Genomic DNA, 17,213 nt, shown 5'->3' with positions numbered 1-17,213 from the left:
CCTTATGGAGCCCGGTTTTTTATTAAGAAGAAGACCGTCAGCTGGGCTAATCCCCTCTTCCGTGTTAAAGTTAGAATATTCTAACATAGGGAGTGAATAGATATGGAGGCAAAGCAAACCGTATATGTTAATACCTTTACAGATGGCATGCTGGACCCGGCTCTTGAGTTGGAATATAAGGTTAAGGATGGTGGCCGGATTGTAGCCAATACCACCCCCGGATGCTGGGGGCCGATGATCACCCCTGCCCTGCGCGGCGGACATGAAGTAACAAAGCCGGTGTATGTCGAGGGCGCAGAAGTCGGCGACGCTGTTGCTATCCGGATCAAATCTATTGAAATCACCTCTCAGGCTACAGCCTCCGGCAATGACAAAGCGGTAGACGGCCGGTTTGTCGGTGATCCATTCGTTGCTGTGCAGTGCCCGGGCTGCGGGCAAATGCACCCAAAAACAGTGATTAAGGGCATTGGCCAGGAGGCGGTCCGGTGCGCCAACTGTAACCAGGATATCACTCCGTTTGTATTTACAAACGCCTATACTATGGCTTTCAACGATAATAAGTCGATTGGGCTCACCCTTTCACAGGAAGCGGCTGAAAAAATTGCCGTAGACGGAAAGAATTACATGAACACTCCCGAAAATTCGATTCAAAACCCAGTAGTAACCTTTGCGCCTCATGACATTATTGGTGCAGCAGCCAGAACCAGACCTTTTTTAGGCCAGCTCGGCACTACTCCATCACGAGCTCTGCCTGATTCCCATAATGCTGGGGACTTCGGACAGGCATTGATCGATGCTCCCCATGAGTACGCTATTACTAAAGAACAACTGGAAGAACGAACAGACGGGCACCTTGATATCAGCCGCGTCCGGGCCGGAGCTGTATTAATCTGCCCGGTTAAAGTCCCTGGAGGCGGCATCTATCTTGGTGACATGCATGCCATGCAGGGAGATGGGGAAATTGCCGGCCATACTACTGATGTTTCCGGCATTGTACATCTTCAGGCCGATGTTTTAAAAGAAGTAAAATTAGACGGCCCGGTACTGCTCCCCCTGATTGAAGACCTTCCCTATACGGCCAAGCCTTTTAGCGGGCAGGAAAAGAAAGAAGCCCTCGAGCTTGCCCAGCAATGGGGGGTTACTGAACTCGAAGAGGCTCACCCAATATCTTTTATTGGCAGCGGAGCGAGCCTGAACGAAGCGACGGAAAACGGAATGGCCCGGGCAGCCAAAGCGCTGGGTGTCACCGTGCCTGAAATTATGAATAGAGCAACCATTACAGGCTCTATCGAGATTGGAAGACATCCCGGTGTAGTTACTGTTACTTTTTTAGCGCCGGAACCACTTCTTGAAAAGGCCGGGCTTCTTCCTACGGTAAAACACACCTACGAGTAATGGCATACGTTTCTGCTTATTAGCAGCTTCCATTAAAAACCCCGGCTGGACGGCAGCCGGGGTTTCCTGTGTTATAAGCAAGCTTCACTGGCAAATTCAATTCGGGAAACATTTTAAATGTGTTCATTTCTGACAACGAGTACGTCGCACTCCGCTCTGCGGACAATGCTTTCCCCAACGCTTCCAAGCAGTAGACGCTCTGCACTGCTGACCCCGGAGGCGCCGGAGACGATTAAGTCTGCCTCGTATTTTTCTGCAGCATCCTTTGGAATCACCATTTTGGGTGAACCGTACTCCAAAGCAAATGAAACGTTGGGAACGTTGCTTTTTAACGCAAGCTCCCGGTATATCTCAAGCAGATTTCTGCCGTTTTTCTTAAATATTTCAATGACGTTGCTCCTGGACTGCTCTACTGACGATACGAGTGGTGTGTGAATAACGTGGGTAACCACAGCCTTTGCTTCTTCCTCCTCTGCCATCGCCAGACCGGCACGAAAGGCATTGGCTGACATTTCTGAGTCATCTACTGCGATCAGAATGCTATTATATTTTTCAATATCGCGTTTATTTCTAACTACCCAGGCGTCACATTCTGCATTCCGTACAATACCTGCAGAAACGCTTCCAACAATAAATCTTTCAAATGTTCCTATTCCTGAAGCCCCGCAGAGAATCAGATCCGCTTTAAATTTTTTCGCTATATCTTTTGGAATAGTAGTTTTAGGAGAGCCATTTTCTAAAAATACGGTTATATCCGTCAGTCCTGCATTTTCGGCTTCCTCTCTGGAGGAAGCGATAATTTCTTCCCCTTTTTCCTTTGAGGCCTGTAATAAATCCGTAGTATGAAGCCGGGCCTGGCTGTAATGGTTATAGTCAATAATGTAGCAGATCCCCAACGAACAATCATAAGCTTTGGCGAGCGCAATACCTTTTTTTAATGCAAATTCAGCTTCCACGGAGCCATCTGTTGCCACTAAAATACGATTGTACCTTTTTTCCATTTTGCCTGCCCCCTATCCATCATCGTCAAAACCAGGTGCTTCCGGAAATAATTTTTGCTTCCGTAAGCCCACCTATCTTCGTTCTCTCTCCATTATAGCATTATCTTCAGTTTTTCTATTGTACTTTTTTTGCCAAATTATACAGTGGAGTTCTTCGCCTATATGTTTCATAATAGACATAGATAGAGAGATATTACGCTTTTGTTTTAGGTCATTTCGTGCTCGACAAATCTATTTCTGTAAAGAAAGCGGGGCGTTATCATGATCAAACATTACCAGAATATTCTCACAGCTGTAGACAGCTCGGATGAATCCATGCAGGCATTCCGCCGCAGTCTCTCACTCGCCAGGAAACATCAAAGCCGGCTGACGGTCGCCCATGTCGTGGAGTACAGAACCTTGAACCGCCTGATTCAATATATACCAACCATTATGGAAACTGCGGGAGAACAGGGAAAAGTACTTTTAGACTTGTACAAAGCAGAAGCTGAAGGGGCTGGCATTGATATTCAGACCATCATGGAGACCGGCGTACCAAAAACCATCATCACTAAAGATCTCGCCCCGGATTATGACACAGACTTGATCATTACCGGCGCCTCCGGGGCTGGAACAGTTGGACGATTCATTATGGGGAGTGTTTCTACAGGGATCGTGCGCAATGCTAAATGCGATGTGCTCGTCGTCCGGAAAAAGGATTCAGACAGTGACTACAAAAGGATTATCATTGCCATTGACGGCTCTAAAGAAGCAGAGCACGCCTTTAACAAAGGAATTGCCCTGGCAATTGAAGAAAATGCAGCCGTGCTGATCACCCATGTAATTGATTCAGTTGTACTCACTTCCATGGAGCAGCATGACACCGGGCTGTTTATCGAAATGGAAAGCTATTCGGAAAAAATGCTCGAAGAATACCGGGAAAAAGCAGTGAAGGCAGGGATCGAACATGTAGAAGCTGAGCTTCATCATGGTGCTCCCAAGGTCGTTATAGCGGAAGATTTGGCTAAAAAGTATAAAGCAGACCTTATCATCGTTGGCGCTTCCGGTTTAAATACTACAGAGCGATTTTTCCTTGGAAGCGTCTCGGAAGGAATCGTGCACCGGGCCGATTGTGACGTTTTACTTGCCCGCCTCCCGGAAGAAGAACAATAAAATATAACCAGCAGGCCTTTCCCGGAGGAATTCCCGGAGAAGCGGCCTGCTGGTTATTTGTTCTTTATACTCTTCCCATGGGTACGCTGGCATTTATGCCTGAGCCTGTTTGTTATTTTTCGGGATGAAAAACAACCTTTACATAATTTCCTTTTCCGTTGATTAAATCATCAAAGGTTCCCGGTCCATCCGACAGCCCTGGCGTATGTGAGATCATCGGCTTTACATTGATCTGGCCGGTACTCATATAATGAAGCGCGGAGGTCCATTCCTTTCCGGGAAACGGTGACGATATCGCGTTCCAGGAGCCGAGTATCCGCAATTCATTGCGCACAATACGCTCGAAATAAAAACGTTCAATCGTAATATCTGCGTACGGGATGCCCATAAATACGACCTCACCGCCCTTCTTTGGAAGAGCAAGCACCTGCGCAGACGTCGCAGGTGCTCCTGCAGATTCCACTGCAAGATCCACCCCGTATCCTCCTGTGTGCTCCTTCACCTGCTCATGAGCCGGGCGCTGACTCGAATTGATCAATACATCCGCGCCTACTTCCCCGGCAGTTTGCAGCTTTACGTCATCGATATCAATCGCATACACCTTTTTCGCCCCAAATATTTTCGCCCACTGAACTGCCAAAAGGCCAATGCTTCCGCATCCCATTACGGCTACTTCCGCTCCGGGCTGGATACTCGTACGGTAAAAGCCATGAGCCACTACAGCTGCCGGCTCCACGAGGGCAGCTGTATCATAATCCACCTGACTCGGCAGCGGCAGAACATTTTCGGCGGGAAGTTTGACGTATTCAGCATAGGAGCCCGGGTGACGGGCACCGATCACAGTCAGATTTTCACAGCGTGAAAGCTCTCCTTTCTGACAGCTCAGACACTTCCCGCACCGAAACGTTGGACATCCTGCCACGCGGTCCCCCTGCTGTATCCCTGATACACCGGGACCGGTCTCCACGACCTCTCCTGCGAACTCGTGGCCAAAGATCATTCCTTCTACGTAAGGGCCCAGCTTTTTGTAGCGGGAAATGTCGGAGCCGCAAAGACCTGCAGCTTTGACTTTAATAACAACGTCATCAGCGTTTTCAACCGCCGGCTTTGACGCCTCTTCGAACCTTAGGTCCTGCTGCCCGTAAAGTTTTAGACTTTTCATGCTCTTCTCCCTTCAAAAGTAACGATATTACGATTCTGAATTCACTGATTCGTTTTTTACTTTTTTCTTTCCAAACAAAATTTTTATTAACGCCGCACCAACAATAATCGGGTTAAAAATCATTTGGTAGTCGTAATAAAATTCACCGATCGCACGCATTGGTCCCAACATAAAATCAAGCATTAATTCTGTCATAGTTTTCCTCCCTGATGCTTTTTCGCTGAGTATATTTCGCCTTTGACGGCGGGCAGGGAGCTCTTCCTTTTCCAGGCTCCCTGCCTTTCCATACATTAGTACCTGCATATTCCCACCAGGTACTAATCCACAGGCGTAAGCAGTACTTTAATAGCTTCTCCGTCTTTAATTTTTTGGTAGGCCTGGTCCCATTGTGTGATGTCAAATTCATGAGTGACCATTGCCCGGGCATTCACAAGCCCACTGTTCATCAGTTCAAGGGAAGGCTCCCAGTCCGCGGGCTTCTGGCTTCGGCTGCCGACCACACGAATTTCCTTTTGAATTACTTTATCAAAATCAAATTGAATATCCGGTGTTGTGAAAATACCCACCTGAGCGTATTGACCTTTTTTCCGCAGGAGGCCAATCGCCTGCTTGGCCGCTGGAACAGCTCCTGAGCATTCGAAAACGATGTCTGCCCCGTAGCCATCAGTTACGCTGTTGACGAATTCATGAAGATCTTCTTCCTGCGAATTCACAACGTAATCAATTCCAAGCTCTCTCGCTTTTTCCAGACGCACTTTATCATTTGTAAGCCCAGTAATAATAACTTTGGCTCCCCTGCTCTGTGCCACCTGGGCAGTAAACAGGCCAATCGGCCCCGGGCCGATAACGACCGCAATGTCTCCGTCCGAGATCTCTGTTTTAGCTACCGCGTGGTGTGTGCAGGCTAGCGGTTCTGTCATCGACGCCGACTGATAATCGACGTTTTCAGGGAGGTGGTGGAGACTCGCTTTCCGGGCGATTAAATACTTGGCAAAGGCTCCGTCGTACTGATTCCCAAGCCCTTTGCGCCAGCTGCATAAGTTGTAGTCGCCAGCCCGGCAATACCGGCACTCGCCGCAGATATAAAATGTCGTTTCGGAGGTGACCCGGTCCCCGGGCTTAAAATCACTGACTCCTTCACCGACTTCTACGACTTCACCGGCAAATTCATGGCCAAGCGTGACCGGCGCATTAACTTTATAATGACCTTCATAGGCATGAATATCAGTGCCGCAGACCCCGGCATATTTTACTTCGATTTTCACCTGGTCCTTCCCAGGTGTCGGCTCCTGTTTATCCTGTACTTCGATACTTCCGTGCTCTAAATCGGTTTTCACCAATGCTTTCATATTCTTTTCCTCCCGATGTGTTAATTTTCATGCATGTTTTGCCTGAGAGGGGAATTAGTTAAACAGCTCGAAGAATCTCCAGATGAGCCAGTTGATCAGGTTTCCGCCCTGGTCAATACTTGAAATTCGTGCGGAATCCTCCGGCATGTCGAAATCAGCGTTTTGAGCCATTGTTGTAAATACGTTGGCGATATCTGTAGCCATGTATAGTGAAAGGGCGATCATCACGGTACCTACCAGCACAGAGTGTATAATGTTACCTCTCGCTGCTCCGACGATAAATGCAACAACAAATGGAATAGTTGCAAGGTCACCAAACGGAAGCAGAGCGTTGCCAGGCAGAAATACTGCCAGTACGACCGTAATCGGCACGAGGATCAATGCAGTAGCGATAACTGATGGATGTCCCAAAAGAACGGCCGCATCCAGACCGATGTAAATTTCTTTGTTGCTGAAGTGTTTGTTCAACCAGTTTCTGGCTGACTCTGATACAGGCATTAAGCCTTCCATCAAAATCTTAACCATCCGCGGCATCAGAACCATAACAGCGGCCATAGCCATACCGATTTCAATTACTTCGCCTACACTGTAGCCAGCCAGGGCCCCAATTGCAACACCGAGGAACAACCCGATAAAGATGGATTCACCGAACACACCGAATCTTCTCTGAATGCTGTCCGGGTCGGCGCTCAGCCGGTTGATGCCGGGGATCTTCTGCAGGCCTTTTACAAGAAAGATACCTGGTGCATATGAAACGGTACTTCCTGTAGCAATCGATACGCCGGGGAGTTCATAGAAATCACTCACCATTGGCGCAGTCCAGTCAGCAATTTTCAAGGTGACAATTTGAAAGATAACTGCAGCGATAAGTCCTTGAATGATACTGCCGGATACGGTGTATACTACAGCAGCCATAAATGTATAATGCCAAAAGTTCCAGATATCCACGTTCATTGTTTTCGTTGTCTTTGTCAGAAGCATAACAACGTTCACAAGCAAGCCTAACGGAATAATAAAGGCTGCTACTGCCGTAGAAGCCCAGGCAATAGATGATGTCGCCGGCCAGCCGACGTCAATTACGTCCAGGTTGACTCCTAATCGATCAACCATTCCCTGCGCTGCCGGGCCTAAGTTATTAACCAGCAGGTCAACTACAAGAAATATACCTACAAATGCTACCCCAATCGTTAAGCCGGACCGGAAGGCTTTTCCCGGCTTCTGCCCGAATAATAAACCGAGCAAAAAGATAACCACTGGTAAAATTACTGTTGCCCCGAGATCTAAAAATCCCTGCACAAGATCTACAAATCCTTGCATGCCACTTCCCCCTCATACCTGTAATAATGAGCCCGGCTTCCCTTTTAAAACAGGAAACCGGAGCACTGTTATTTTTTCAATTCATCCAGAATTTCCTGTTTCGTATCTTCCATACCGATACCTGTCAGGAAGGAACGTGCATTGATTACCGGAAACGGATATTCCTTTTTGATCGTAGCTGTCGTTACCAGTAAATCAGCAGTATCAACATAGCTTTCTACTTCAGCTATTTTAATTTGTTTAAGGTCCACGGATAGTTTGTGTTCTTTAGCCATATCTTCAATAGCGCCGTTAACAACTGTGGAAGTTGCCACGCCTGCTCCGCATGCTACTAGTACTTGTTTTTTTGCCATTATTTTTCACCTCCTTTAAGGGATAACGCATCCAATTTTTCTTCCATGATATGCTTGATCTGTTTTTCATCCGACGTGCTGACAAGCTCATTTAAAACACTCTGATCCTGGAATACCTGCATAAGCTGCTGCAGCAGCTTCAGCTGGGAATGAGCCTCATCCATGGCAAGCATAAATACAATCTTGACCGGAACCGTTTCCGTGTCGTCTCCCATGACGATAAAGTCCACAGGCTCCTTCAGTATTCCTACACTGATTGCTTTTTGCTGTACATGCTCTACATCTGTATGAGGAATGGCAACTGCAATGTCGCCTGTCGGCAGGCCGGTAGCATATTCATTCTCTCTCTGGATCACTGCTTCAACAAAGCTTTGTTTTACCAGTTTGTTGTTCACTAAATTTTGTGCCATTGTCCGCAATACTTCTTCTTTGGATCCCCCGTCCATATCTAAAAGAATCACAGGAGTATCAAAATACAAATCGCTCATCAGGCCCCTCCTTGGTGAATTTGAAATCTTACCTGGTTAGTCTTTGGAATACGACTGAATAATTTTATATATATCTTTGATGGAATCAGCGGCTGTTATTTGATCTCTTGCGGTTTGTGAGCCTGCAAGCTTCATTAACTGCATCAGTGCGTGAATATGCTTCTGCTTATCCACAGCAGCAATGACGATCACCAGATTAATTCGGTATTCTTCGGAAAAAAGAACCCCTTCCTTCAGTCTTAACAAACTCATTCCTACTTCATTCACCCCATCTTCCGGAGAAGCGTGGGGAATCGCAATATTCGGCCCTATGACAATATAGGGATCTTCCTCGGTATAGTGCAGCATACTGTTTACATAGTCGCCCGTGATACTTCCATTTTCAAGCAGCGGAGCGGCAGCCGTTTTGACGGCCTCTTCCCAATTCTCCACGTTGCTCTCCAGGGTAATGGAGGCTGGAGTGATTAATTCATCCAGATTGTATTCAGCCTTGCCCATGCTGTAATTCACTGAGTTTTCATTATCCTTATTAATATAATTCTGAATATCTTCTATAAGTGCACTTTCATTATGAATATGAGCATGGCGGCCAATAATCTGTATGATTTCATCGATATCCAGGTGGTTTGGCAGATAGCCGTAAAGCTCGAGCATTACCTGCTTACGGAGCCGCTGCCGTTCTTCCCTGCCTAAAAATGTTTTTACTACGAACAGCTTCTTGTTGGTTTCAAGAAATGTTGGCGCAAAGACGATGTCATACTCCAGATGGTAATGAAGAAATTCCCGTACCGATAAAGAGTCCAGAAAAACAAATTCCGGAAAAAGCTCACTCAGCTCATTAAGCATCAGTCTTGAAACGGACACCCCTTGAGGGCATACCACGATGGCTTTTACTTTCTTTTCAATACTCTCGCCCTGTCTTTTCATCCAGCCCCCGATCAGCATTGTAATAAAGCTGCTCTCACTGTCCGGGATTCGGCTGCCGATCAACTGTTCAAGCGGTGCCGTGGATTGCTTTACGAGATGGTGCAGCGCTTTGAATTCTTTACTCAGCGGCACCTGTGTGGATGATGTCTCCGACAGCTGGTATTTGATACGGTAATAAGCAGGCTTAATGTGCTGAAGCAGCTTATTAAGCAGCTGGTCGCGCTCGTGTAAATACACACAGGCGCTTTTCTCAAACTGGCGCAGCATATCATCTGTGGCGGCGCCTAAATTCGGGACCACATCGTCCTCCATCGGAAAAGAGATGCTGTAGACACTTGCTGTCAGCAGGTGCAGTGTGACAAACAACCGCTCTTCCATCGGAATGTGTTCATTTTTTTTAAATATCTCTTCTGTTGCCTGATACTCTTTCGTATCCGAAAGCTCTTCATACTGGATGGAAAATGTATTAACAGCAAAGCCTTTTTTAATTCTTTTTAAAATTAAAGCTAATATATAAGGCATTGTTTCCAGCTTTTCATCAGTAAACTTCAGGCTGAGCTTGTTTTCGACATTTTCGATCCGTTGGCGGTAATCGTCGAGCTCTTCCTCGTCAATTCCAGCTATCCTTTTGATCCTCGCCGAGCCGTCCTGCATGAACAGCAGCTGGTACGTAACGTTCATCAACAGCTTCCGGATCTGAAATTCCTTTCCGTCAACCAGATAACCCTCTTTGCGGGAATACTTGATTAAAAGATGAAAGTCATCAAGATACTGCTGGGCTTCTTTCAGCTCATTCAAAACGGTATTTTTACTCAGCTGCAGCTCACTTGTGAAATGATTTAATGAAAGCGGCTCTTCGCTGCTGACAAGCATCATAATGAGATAATAAGTACGCTGCTTCCCAGTGAGTATTGGCTTTTCAGCTGCAATAATTTCTTCATCCATACCGAAGTTTGTGTAAACGGACTGGTCAATAATGAAATGCCCCTGGCGCGTTCTTTCAATAACCGGAAGGTCCTTGCTTAAAAGCCAGTCGTTTACTTTATTAATGCTGTATCCCAGCTGTCTTCTTGTCAGTTGATGCTTTTCTTCAAGCGCCATGCTAGTGACCGACGGATTTCGGATTAGTTCATTTAATATTTCATTATCCCGTTCACTTAGCGGCATTTCCTTCCCCCCTTTGGTTAATTTTTATTCTATCAGCCGTCGCAATCAAAATGTATACGTTTTCATCACAGTCTTTTGAACATTTGCTGTACAATATTGTGATTTACATTCCACAAACCAACTTCGTACATTGATACATTAGGCTTACTGGTATATGTATGTACTTGAATGGTTTAACAAATTCGGCGGCCTTCAATGTTTCTTTCAAGCAATAATTGTATATTTTTATCGACAAAAAGAACAGCCACCCGCGGCAGCTGTTCTTCTCACTACTATATTTATGCTTTTTCTTTAGAATCATCAGCTTCTTTTTTCTGCTTCTCCTGAGTGCTTTCATTTTTTTCCCTGTTAACTTTAGCCCGTTTTTTTATAAAATCCATTTCCACAGGAATATAGCCGCCTTCGTTCACCATGCGGTCTATTTCACGTTCATACTCTTCATCAATCAATCGGCGGTTCATTGGTACTCCCCCTTTTTACAGCTGAGTTTTATCACACGACTGAACCAGGGTTTTCTGCACCATTTACTTTATGATCTTCCATTCACAAAAGTGGCTATTCATCCGCATTCCCCCTCATGTCTTATATGTGGGTTTGAAGGCTATCATCTTTATACTTTTCTATTCCCGTTTTTCGGGATTTTGAACAAAAAAACTCCGCTGATAGGTTTTTTTCAGCGGAGAGAAGTCTGTGATTTTTCAATCGAGATGAAATACTTCTTCAAGCGGAGTGGTAATTGGGCTGTTATCTTCGTTTGTTTCCATTAACGGCGCCATTGCTTCCCACCACTTTTGATTGATGGAGGTCGATGCCATCTGCTGCCATCGTTCTTCACTCTCTATTTCAAGATAAGCAAACAGCCTGCTCGTTTCTTTTTCAAGGAAAATCGAATAGTTGGATGCCCCGTGCTCCTTTAACGCCTCTTTCATTTCCGGCCAGAGCTGATCGTGCTTTTTAATATATTCTTCTACTTTTTCCGGGTACACGTACATAATGAACGCCAAACGCTTCATATTCATGGTCCTTTCTTCAGCCGTTTTATTTCGGGAGATTCCTGCCGCTAACAATAGAAGGAAGGAAAAAATAAATTCCCCTTCCTTCAGTAACACTTGCTTATTTAACCAGGTCTTCTTTTATTTCTGCTTCTTCGGTTGTCCCGTATCGTTCGAGCTGTATTTCCTCAAGCGATTTGTTGCGTGTTTCCGGTGCAAGGGTTAATCCCACCACCATGTGCACTACCAAAAATCCGATCATAATCGCCCCGGCTGTCTGAAAACCAAACACCGTAATCAACGTTGGGATCGCGAGCGAAATCAAACCGACAAATACCCGGGCAGTACAGAAGAGAAGTCCCTGGGCTGCTGCACGGTATTTTGTATGAAACAGCTCGGCTGACCACAGACCGTAAAATGCCTGTGCACCAAAGCCTGCTGCAAGTCCCCAGAGAATAACGAAAACGAGCAATTCTAAAGTACCCATGCCACCGAATGAAAGTACTGTCCAGGCTACAATACCCATCACGGCACTTACTCCAAAGATAAGCTTACGGTTTACTCTGTCGCCTAGTTTAATGAATACAAAATAGGTGGATAATACGGTCAGTCCCCAGAGAAAAGCCTGCAGGAGATTAGCCTGGGCTCCCGAAAGCCCTCCTACCGTTTCGTAAATATACGGCATAAAATAACCCATTACGCCGGCAACCATATTCCAAAATGTATACACACCGACAAGCAGCGTGATCGCATGCAGGTTGGCACGATTCGTAAACAGCTCTTTCATGTTTTCTTTGCTGAAGATCCCGCCTTTATTTTTTGCACGATCTTCTTTCTTTTGTTTTTCCCAAATCGCGGACTCTTCAATTTTCCGCTGAAAGAGCCAGGTGATAAAAGCGATTACAAAAAGCTGAAAGAAAATAATCCGGCTTCCAAGCAGTCCTAATGGGGCCAGGATTACGGACAATATAAAGACGACCGCAGGGCCCATTGACCAGGCAAACTGTCCCCAGCCGACACGTGCTGCCCGTTCTTTTTCCGGCGCTTCCTCAGCAATGTACGTCCAGGAAGGCGGAATTCCCGCACCAACGGAAATACCGGTAATCACGTAACCGATAAGAAGCATCGGAAAGGAAAAAGAGAAAACAATTAGTAGAATACCGAGCATGTAAACCAGCAGATTATACTTATAAATAAACTTTCTCCCATATCTATCGACTAAAAAGCCGCTGACAAGCGCCCCAAGCGCAGCACCGAACCCGTTGGCACTGAGCGCTCCGAGCAGTCCCACAGTGGCATCTGTAAGGCCCAGATACTGAACCCAGAGAGTGAGCCCGGCAGCCCCGGCTACAATTGATCCTGCTTCGAGGTAATTCGACATGGACACCGAAAGGGTAGCAGCCAGACTGCCTCTTTCCACTTTTTTCATTCCGTTTCCTCCTTAAAAATTACAGACTTTTCAGCTGACCTCCTTACAACAAACAAAAAATCATTCATTTAATCATCGACTTTTTGTTTGTTTATGTTGTTTTTATTTGTATTTTTAATTGTAAAGGCTTACACAAATGAAAGTCAACATTTTTTTATTGTCCTTCTTCTTCTATTCTTTTTTATTTTTATTAAAAGCAAAATTGAGCAGAAAATCTTTTTGCATATTTAAATCTTACCGGACGCTTTTATGTTATTTTTAATGTTGGATAGTTGTTTGAAACGTTTAATTTACTGCAGCCAGGAAATAAAATATGAAGAAGACGCCAGTGGAGGGTACTTATGATAGCGGTTATTATATTATTTTTATTCGTTTCCTTCTTTTTATCCGGAAGTGAAACAGCTTTAACAGCAGCAAACCGGGCGCGAATGCAGTCCCGCGCCGACGAAAACGATAAACGGGCGAAAAATTTATTAAGGCTGACGAGAAAACCGGATGAGTTAATCACAGCCATCCTGATCGGAAACAACATTTCCAATATTATGCTTCCTACCCTCGTTACCGTGCTTGCCCTGAATTACAATTTTTCTGTCGGTATCGCTACTGCTATTTTGACATTTGTGCTTATCATTTTCGCAGAAGTTCTGCCTAAATCTATTGCTGCTACCTTTGCCGATAAGGTGGCCTACATAGTAGCCCCGGTGATTGCGGTGCTCGTATTCATTTTTAAGCCGCTCACATTTTTACTGAATTCTTTCACACGCGGGGTAATCAAACTGATTACCCGGGGCGAAGGGCCTTCACAGACATATTCTCGTGAAGAGATCAAAACCATGGTCGACGTAGCCTCTTCGGAAGGGACATTTGAAAAGCAGGAACAGGACCGGATTAAGCGTGTAATTGATTTTTACCGTAAGGATATACGTGACGTATTGAAGGTTCCGCGTATGGAGATTACCGGCATCCCAATCGAAAGCGATTTTCAGGAAGTGCGGGACATTACCATCAATCACAATCACACCCGGTACCCGGTGTATAACGATAATATGGATCATATCGTCGGTGTTTTTCATGCTAAGCTGCTGCTTATCTGGGCCGAACAAAGCGACAAAACCCTTAATGATTTTATTGATAACAACCCTTTGTATGTAGTAGAGACCAATTCTGTCGACAACGTGTTCAAACGTATGCTTAATGAGCAGAAGCACCTTGCCGTCGTGCTCGATGAATACGGCGGTACGATGGGTATGGTCACCCAGGAGGACATTATCGAAGCGATGATCGGCCAGGAGATTGAAGACGAGCACGATACCCGCTCTGAGCAGCTTATTGAGGAGCTGACCGACGAGGTTATTATCTGTGATGGGAAGCTCGCCATCAGCCGCTTCAACGAAATTTTTAATACCAGAGTGGAAGAAGAAGAGGATATCATTGCCGGGCTGCTTTACCGGGAATTTGATCATATTCCTGAAGAGGGAGAAACTCTCCAGTATGAAAATCTTCATTTTGAAGTGCTGACAATGGATAACAATCAGATCAAACGCGTACGCGTCGTAAAGGAAGAGGAAGAAGAGGAAGACTAATACACTTGAACCCGGAGAATTACTCTCCGGGTTTTTGCTTGTATAATACTGATGCATCAGTACTTTAAGCACGTAAACTTTTAGTAGCTTTTCCCAAAAAACGTGATAATCTGAAAGTAGCTGTAAAAATCGAAAACTTTTTCTGCAGGAACAGAAAAAGAAGCAAAGAAAGTGGAAGGTAAATCAGAATATGAGTATGTGGGAACTGTTTGTGGCGCTGCTGTTGGGTATCGTTGAAGGGCTTACCGAGTTTGCCCCTGTGTCTTCGACTGGTCATATGATCATTGTCGACGACATTTGGCTCCGGTCTCACGAGTTTTTAGGTACCGAGGTGGCCAATACCTTTAAAGTGGTTATCCAGCTGGGATCGATTCTGGCAGTTATCGTTGTGTTTCGCCAGCGTTTCCGGGACCTGCTTGGATTTTCCAAAAAAACAGAGGCCTCACACAGAAAACTTCGTTTAAGTCATATCATTGTCGGTCTGCTGCCTGCAGGCATTCTCGGTCTTTTGTTTGAAGACTTTATTGATGAGCACCTTTTTTCCGCGCGCACTGTTCTGATAGGTCTGGTAATCGGCGCCTTTCTCATGATTGCTGCTGATTTGTTCCAGCCAAAACAGGTTATTCAAAGCGTAGACCTTATTACATATAAAAAGGCCCTTCTGATCGGCTTCATTCAGTGTTTGTCGCTTTGGCCCGGCTTTTCCCGTTCGGGGTCTACGATTTCCGGCGGTGTTCTCCTCGGGCTAAGCCACCGGGCAGCAGCTGACTTTACATTTATTATGGCTGTGCCAATTATGCTCGGAGCAAGCGCCGTTTCTCTTGCAAGCAAGTGGGAATATTTCACCGCCGGCATGATGCCATTTTTTGCTGTCGGCTTTGTCAGTGCCTTTTTATTCGCTCTTGTGTCGATCACCTTTTTCCTGAAGCTTATCAACAGGATTCGCCTGATCCCTTTTGCTTTGTACCGCATTGTATTAGCTGCAATCGTATATATCGTTTATTTTTAAACATAAAAAAGGAGTCTTTTCCGCTTAAGGAAGAGACTCTTTTTAAAATGCATCCATAAACTGCAAAATAGCCGGACCGAGAAGCACGATAAATAACGTGGGAAATATAAACAGGACAAGAGGGAACATCATCTTGATCGGCGCTTTCATCGCTGCTTCCTCCGCGCGCTGACGCCGGCCTTCCCGCACATCCTCCGACTGAACCTTTAATACATTTACCATTCCAATACCAAGCTTTTCCGCCTGAATGATATTATATATAAAAGCGTTCAGTTCATCGACTGTGAGTCTTTCCTTCATACCGTTCAGCGCGTCTTTTCTCGTCCGGCCGAGCCGGAGCTCTTCCAGGCAGACTTTAAATTCATCAATCAGAACCCCGCTTTTCCTGGCGGTTACATTATTCAGGGCCGCGTCAAACCCGAGCCCGGATTCCAAACAAATGGTGAGGAGGTCCAGTACATCGGGGAGTTCTTTCAAAGCTTGTTTGTTTCGATTGGAGGCTTTCATTTTTAAATAATATCCCGGCACGAACCAGGCGAAGGCCAAAGCAAAAACAGTCATAAGGACCGCTGGAAGCATTGGTACCGCGGCCAGCCACAAAAAAACAGCGACCGCGAGAGGCAGAGTAACCATCAGAATTCCACGGAAGATATTAAAATCTACAGGGTTCCATCCAAAGGGACGTCCTGCCTGCAGCAGTCGGTGTTCAAGCTCTGTGACTTTACCACGGTTCATCCTGCGCTGATAAAGCTTTTTTAACTTTTTCCACCCAGGCTGCACGACGCGCTCGTAAAACGTTGAATTTTCTTCTGGCTCTTCTTGCCGGTCAGGATAAAAGTACGTCTGAATCCGGCGCTCGATCACGTATGCTTTGTCAAAGCGGTAGCTGAGCAGGGTGTAGACAGAGAGAGTTACAAAGGAAAAAAAAGCAGCATATAGGATGACCATTTCTACACCTCAATCGTTGTAATTTTCCGGACCAGGATAAAGCCTATGACTCCGCCAACTGCAGCTATGCCAAGCATAATTCTGCCGATTGGTTCGATAAATAAAGTCATTATATACTCGGGATTTATCACATAAATGACGGCTCCAATCCCCACCGGCAAAAGGCTGATAATAATCCCGGAAAGCCGCCCCTGAGCCGTGAGCGTCTTTACCTGGTTGGCTATTTTTTCCCTTTCCCGTGTCGTCTCTACAATTTTATCCAGCAGGTAGGCAAGGTTGCCCCCCACCTGACGCTGGATCAGCAGCGCTTCGACAAGAAGCTCCAGATCCCCGCTCGGCATACGCCGTTTCCAGTTGTTCAACGCCTCTTCCATAGTGCTGCCGTATTGGATTTCCTTCAGAACTAAATGAACTTCTTCTTTAATCGGCGGATCCGATTCCTCCGAGACCATCTTGAGAGACTGCTGGAAGCTATGACCTGCACGAAGAGAGCCAATGATTGTCGTCAGCATGTCGGGAAGCATCTGATTAAATTTTTGCAGACGCTTCGATTGTTTTTTCTTCAGCCATACCGACGGAATAGCATAGCCGATCACCCCTCCGATAGCCAAAGCCCCAATAAGATTTGTGAGCAGATAAAATATCCCTCCACTGATGACTACCGCAAACCAGCGAAACACCCGGAATTCTTCAGCTTTTACCGGGATCCCTCCCGCACTCAGCTGCTGCTCCAGAAGCTCTTTTTTTCTTGTCGGCTTTTTTTTACGGATCAAAAGCAGCTTGAGCTTTTCATTCGCTTCACGGAAAGCACCTTTTACAGAAAGCGGCTTTGCTGGTGCCTTTTCTTCCCCGGTATTAACTGAGGAAATGGCCATGCTCCCGGCGCTGAGCAGAAGAAAAAAGGTAAGAAATACACCTACAAACAGAAGGGGTAAAAGCAT

At 45.8% G+C, this 17,213-nt stretch carries 17 protein-coding genes; 4 read left to right on the top strand and 13 right to left on the bottom strand.

Annotated features, from left to right (window positions below; translation table 11 throughout):
* The first annotated feature begins 102 nt into the window (after nt 1–102).
* Nucleotides 103–1,395, top strand: coding sequence for an acetamidase/formamidase family protein (locus ACTRXH_RS07900; protein WP_474281547.1), 1,293 nt, complete (start codon nt 103–105; stop codon nt 1,393–1,395).
* A gap of 113 nt (nt 1,396–1,508) precedes the next feature.
* Here ACTRXH_RS07900 and ACTRXH_RS07895 read toward each other — a convergent pair whose 3' ends face one another.
* Entirely contained in the window at nt 1,509–2,396 is an 888-nt protein-coding gene (locus tag ACTRXH_RS07895; RefSeq protein ID WP_474262889.1) for a universal stress protein, read from the bottom strand.
* A 261-nt stretch (nt 2,397–2,657) separates the two neighbouring features.
* On the opposite strand from ACTRXH_RS07895, the gene ACTRXH_RS07890 reads away from it, so the two are divergent.
* Nucleotides 2,658–3,548, top strand: a complete 891-nt coding sequence (locus ACTRXH_RS07890; protein WP_474281545.1) for a universal stress protein — start codon at nt 2,658–2,660, stop codon at nt 3,546–3,548.
* Between the two features lie 112 nt (nt 3,549–3,660).
* On the opposite strand, the gene ACTRXH_RS07885 is transcribed toward ACTRXH_RS07890, so the two are convergent.
* From ACTRXH_RS07885 to ACTRXH_RS07840, 10 genes are all read right to left on the bottom strand, one after another.
* Nucleotides 3,661–4,710, bottom strand: a complete 1,050-nt coding sequence (locus ACTRXH_RS07885; protein ID WP_474281543.1) for a galactitol-1-phosphate 5-dehydrogenase — start codon at nt 4,708–4,710, stop codon at nt 3,661–3,663.
* A gap of 27 nt (nt 4,711–4,737) precedes the next feature.
* Nucleotides 4,738–4,905 carry a hypothetical protein gene (locus ACTRXH_RS07880; RefSeq protein ID WP_474281541.1) on the bottom strand — a complete coding sequence of 56 codons (168 nt, stop codon included), beginning with the start codon at nt 4,903–4,905 and terminating at the stop codon, nt 4,738–4,740.
* A 122-nt stretch (nt 4,906–5,027) separates the two neighbouring features.
* On the bottom strand, nt 5,028–6,059 hold the full coding sequence (locus ACTRXH_RS07875) for a zinc-binding dehydrogenase (protein WP_474262881.1): 1,032 nt from the start codon (nt 6,057–6,059) through the stop codon (nt 5,028–5,030).
* A gap of 54 nt (nt 6,060–6,113) precedes the next feature.
* Nucleotides 6,114–7,376, bottom strand: a complete 1,263-nt coding sequence (locus tag ACTRXH_RS07870; protein ID WP_462869034.1) for a galactitol-specific PTS transporter subunit IIC — start codon at nt 7,374–7,376, stop codon at nt 6,114–6,116.
* A gap of 68 nt (nt 7,377–7,444) precedes the next feature.
* The gene (locus ACTRXH_RS07865; protein WP_022794068.1) at nt 7,445–7,729 is read right to left on the bottom strand and encodes a PTS sugar transporter subunit IIB; all 285 of its coding nucleotides are present in this window, start codon (nt 7,727–7,729) and stop codon (nt 7,445–7,447) included.
* Entirely contained in the window at nt 7,729–8,217 is a 489-nt protein-coding gene (locus tag ACTRXH_RS07860) for a PTS sugar transporter subunit IIA (protein WP_474262879.1), read from the bottom strand. Before ACTRXH_RS07860 ends, ACTRXH_RS07865 begins: the two co-directional genes overlap by 1 nt.
* 36 nt (nt 8,218–8,253) lie before the next feature.
* Nucleotides 8,254–10,311: a BglG family transcription antiterminator gene (locus ACTRXH_RS07855; protein ID WP_474262877.1), complete on the bottom strand. Its 2,058-nt coding sequence runs from the start codon at nt 10,309–10,311 to the stop codon at nt 8,254–8,256.
* Between the two features lie 278 nt (nt 10,312–10,589).
* On the bottom strand, nt 10,590–10,772 hold the full coding sequence (locus ACTRXH_RS07850; RefSeq protein WP_474262875.1) for a hypothetical protein: 183 nt from the start codon (nt 10,770–10,772) through the stop codon (nt 10,590–10,592).
* Nucleotides 10,773–11,009: 237 nt separating this feature from the next.
* Nucleotides 11,010–11,324: an L-rhamnose mutarotase gene (rhaM, locus tag ACTRXH_RS07845; protein WP_474281539.1), complete on the bottom strand. Its 315-nt coding sequence runs from the start codon at nt 11,322–11,324 to the stop codon at nt 11,010–11,012.
* A 100-nt stretch (nt 11,325–11,424) separates the two neighbouring features.
* Nucleotides 11,425–12,732 (bottom strand): MFS transporter, encoded by a 1,308-nt coding sequence (locus ACTRXH_RS07840; protein WP_474262870.1) that lies wholly within the window; start codon nt 12,730–12,732, stop codon nt 11,425–11,427.
* 341 nt (nt 12,733–13,073) lie between these two features.
* Here ACTRXH_RS07840 and ACTRXH_RS07835 point away from each other — a divergent pair, with 341 nt between their 5' ends.
* Together ACTRXH_RS07835 and ACTRXH_RS07830 are read left to right on the top strand one after the other, a co-directional pair.
* Nucleotides 13,074–14,315: a hemolysin family protein gene (locus ACTRXH_RS07835; RefSeq protein WP_474281537.1), complete on the top strand. Its 1,242-nt coding sequence runs from the start codon at nt 13,074–13,076 to the stop codon at nt 14,313–14,315.
* A gap of 190 nt (nt 14,316–14,505) precedes the next feature.
* Nucleotides 14,506–15,324 (top strand): undecaprenyl-diphosphate phosphatase, encoded by an 819-nt coding sequence (locus tag ACTRXH_RS07830; RefSeq protein WP_474281535.1) that lies wholly within the window; start codon nt 14,506–14,508, stop codon nt 15,322–15,324.
* A 42-nt stretch (nt 15,325–15,366) separates the two neighbouring features.
* Here the strand turns inward: ACTRXH_RS07830 and ACTRXH_RS07825 are convergent, their stop codons facing one another.
* Nucleotides 15,367–16,272: a type II secretion system F family protein gene (locus ACTRXH_RS07825; RefSeq protein WP_474281533.1), complete on the bottom strand. Its 906-nt coding sequence runs from the start codon at nt 16,270–16,272 to the stop codon at nt 15,367–15,369.
* A gap of 2 nt (nt 16,273–16,274) precedes the next feature.
* The gene (locus ACTRXH_RS07820; RefSeq protein ID WP_474281531.1) at nt 16,275–17,213 is read right to left on the bottom strand and encodes a type II secretion system F family protein; all 939 of its coding nucleotides are present in this window, start codon (nt 17,211–17,213) and stop codon (nt 16,275–16,277) included.

It is taken from the genome of Marinococcus sp. LNHM5E3-2.1, from assembly GCF_056034365.1.
Note: the sequence above shows the minus strand (reverse complement) of the source record. Positions and strands in the feature narration are given on the sequence as shown.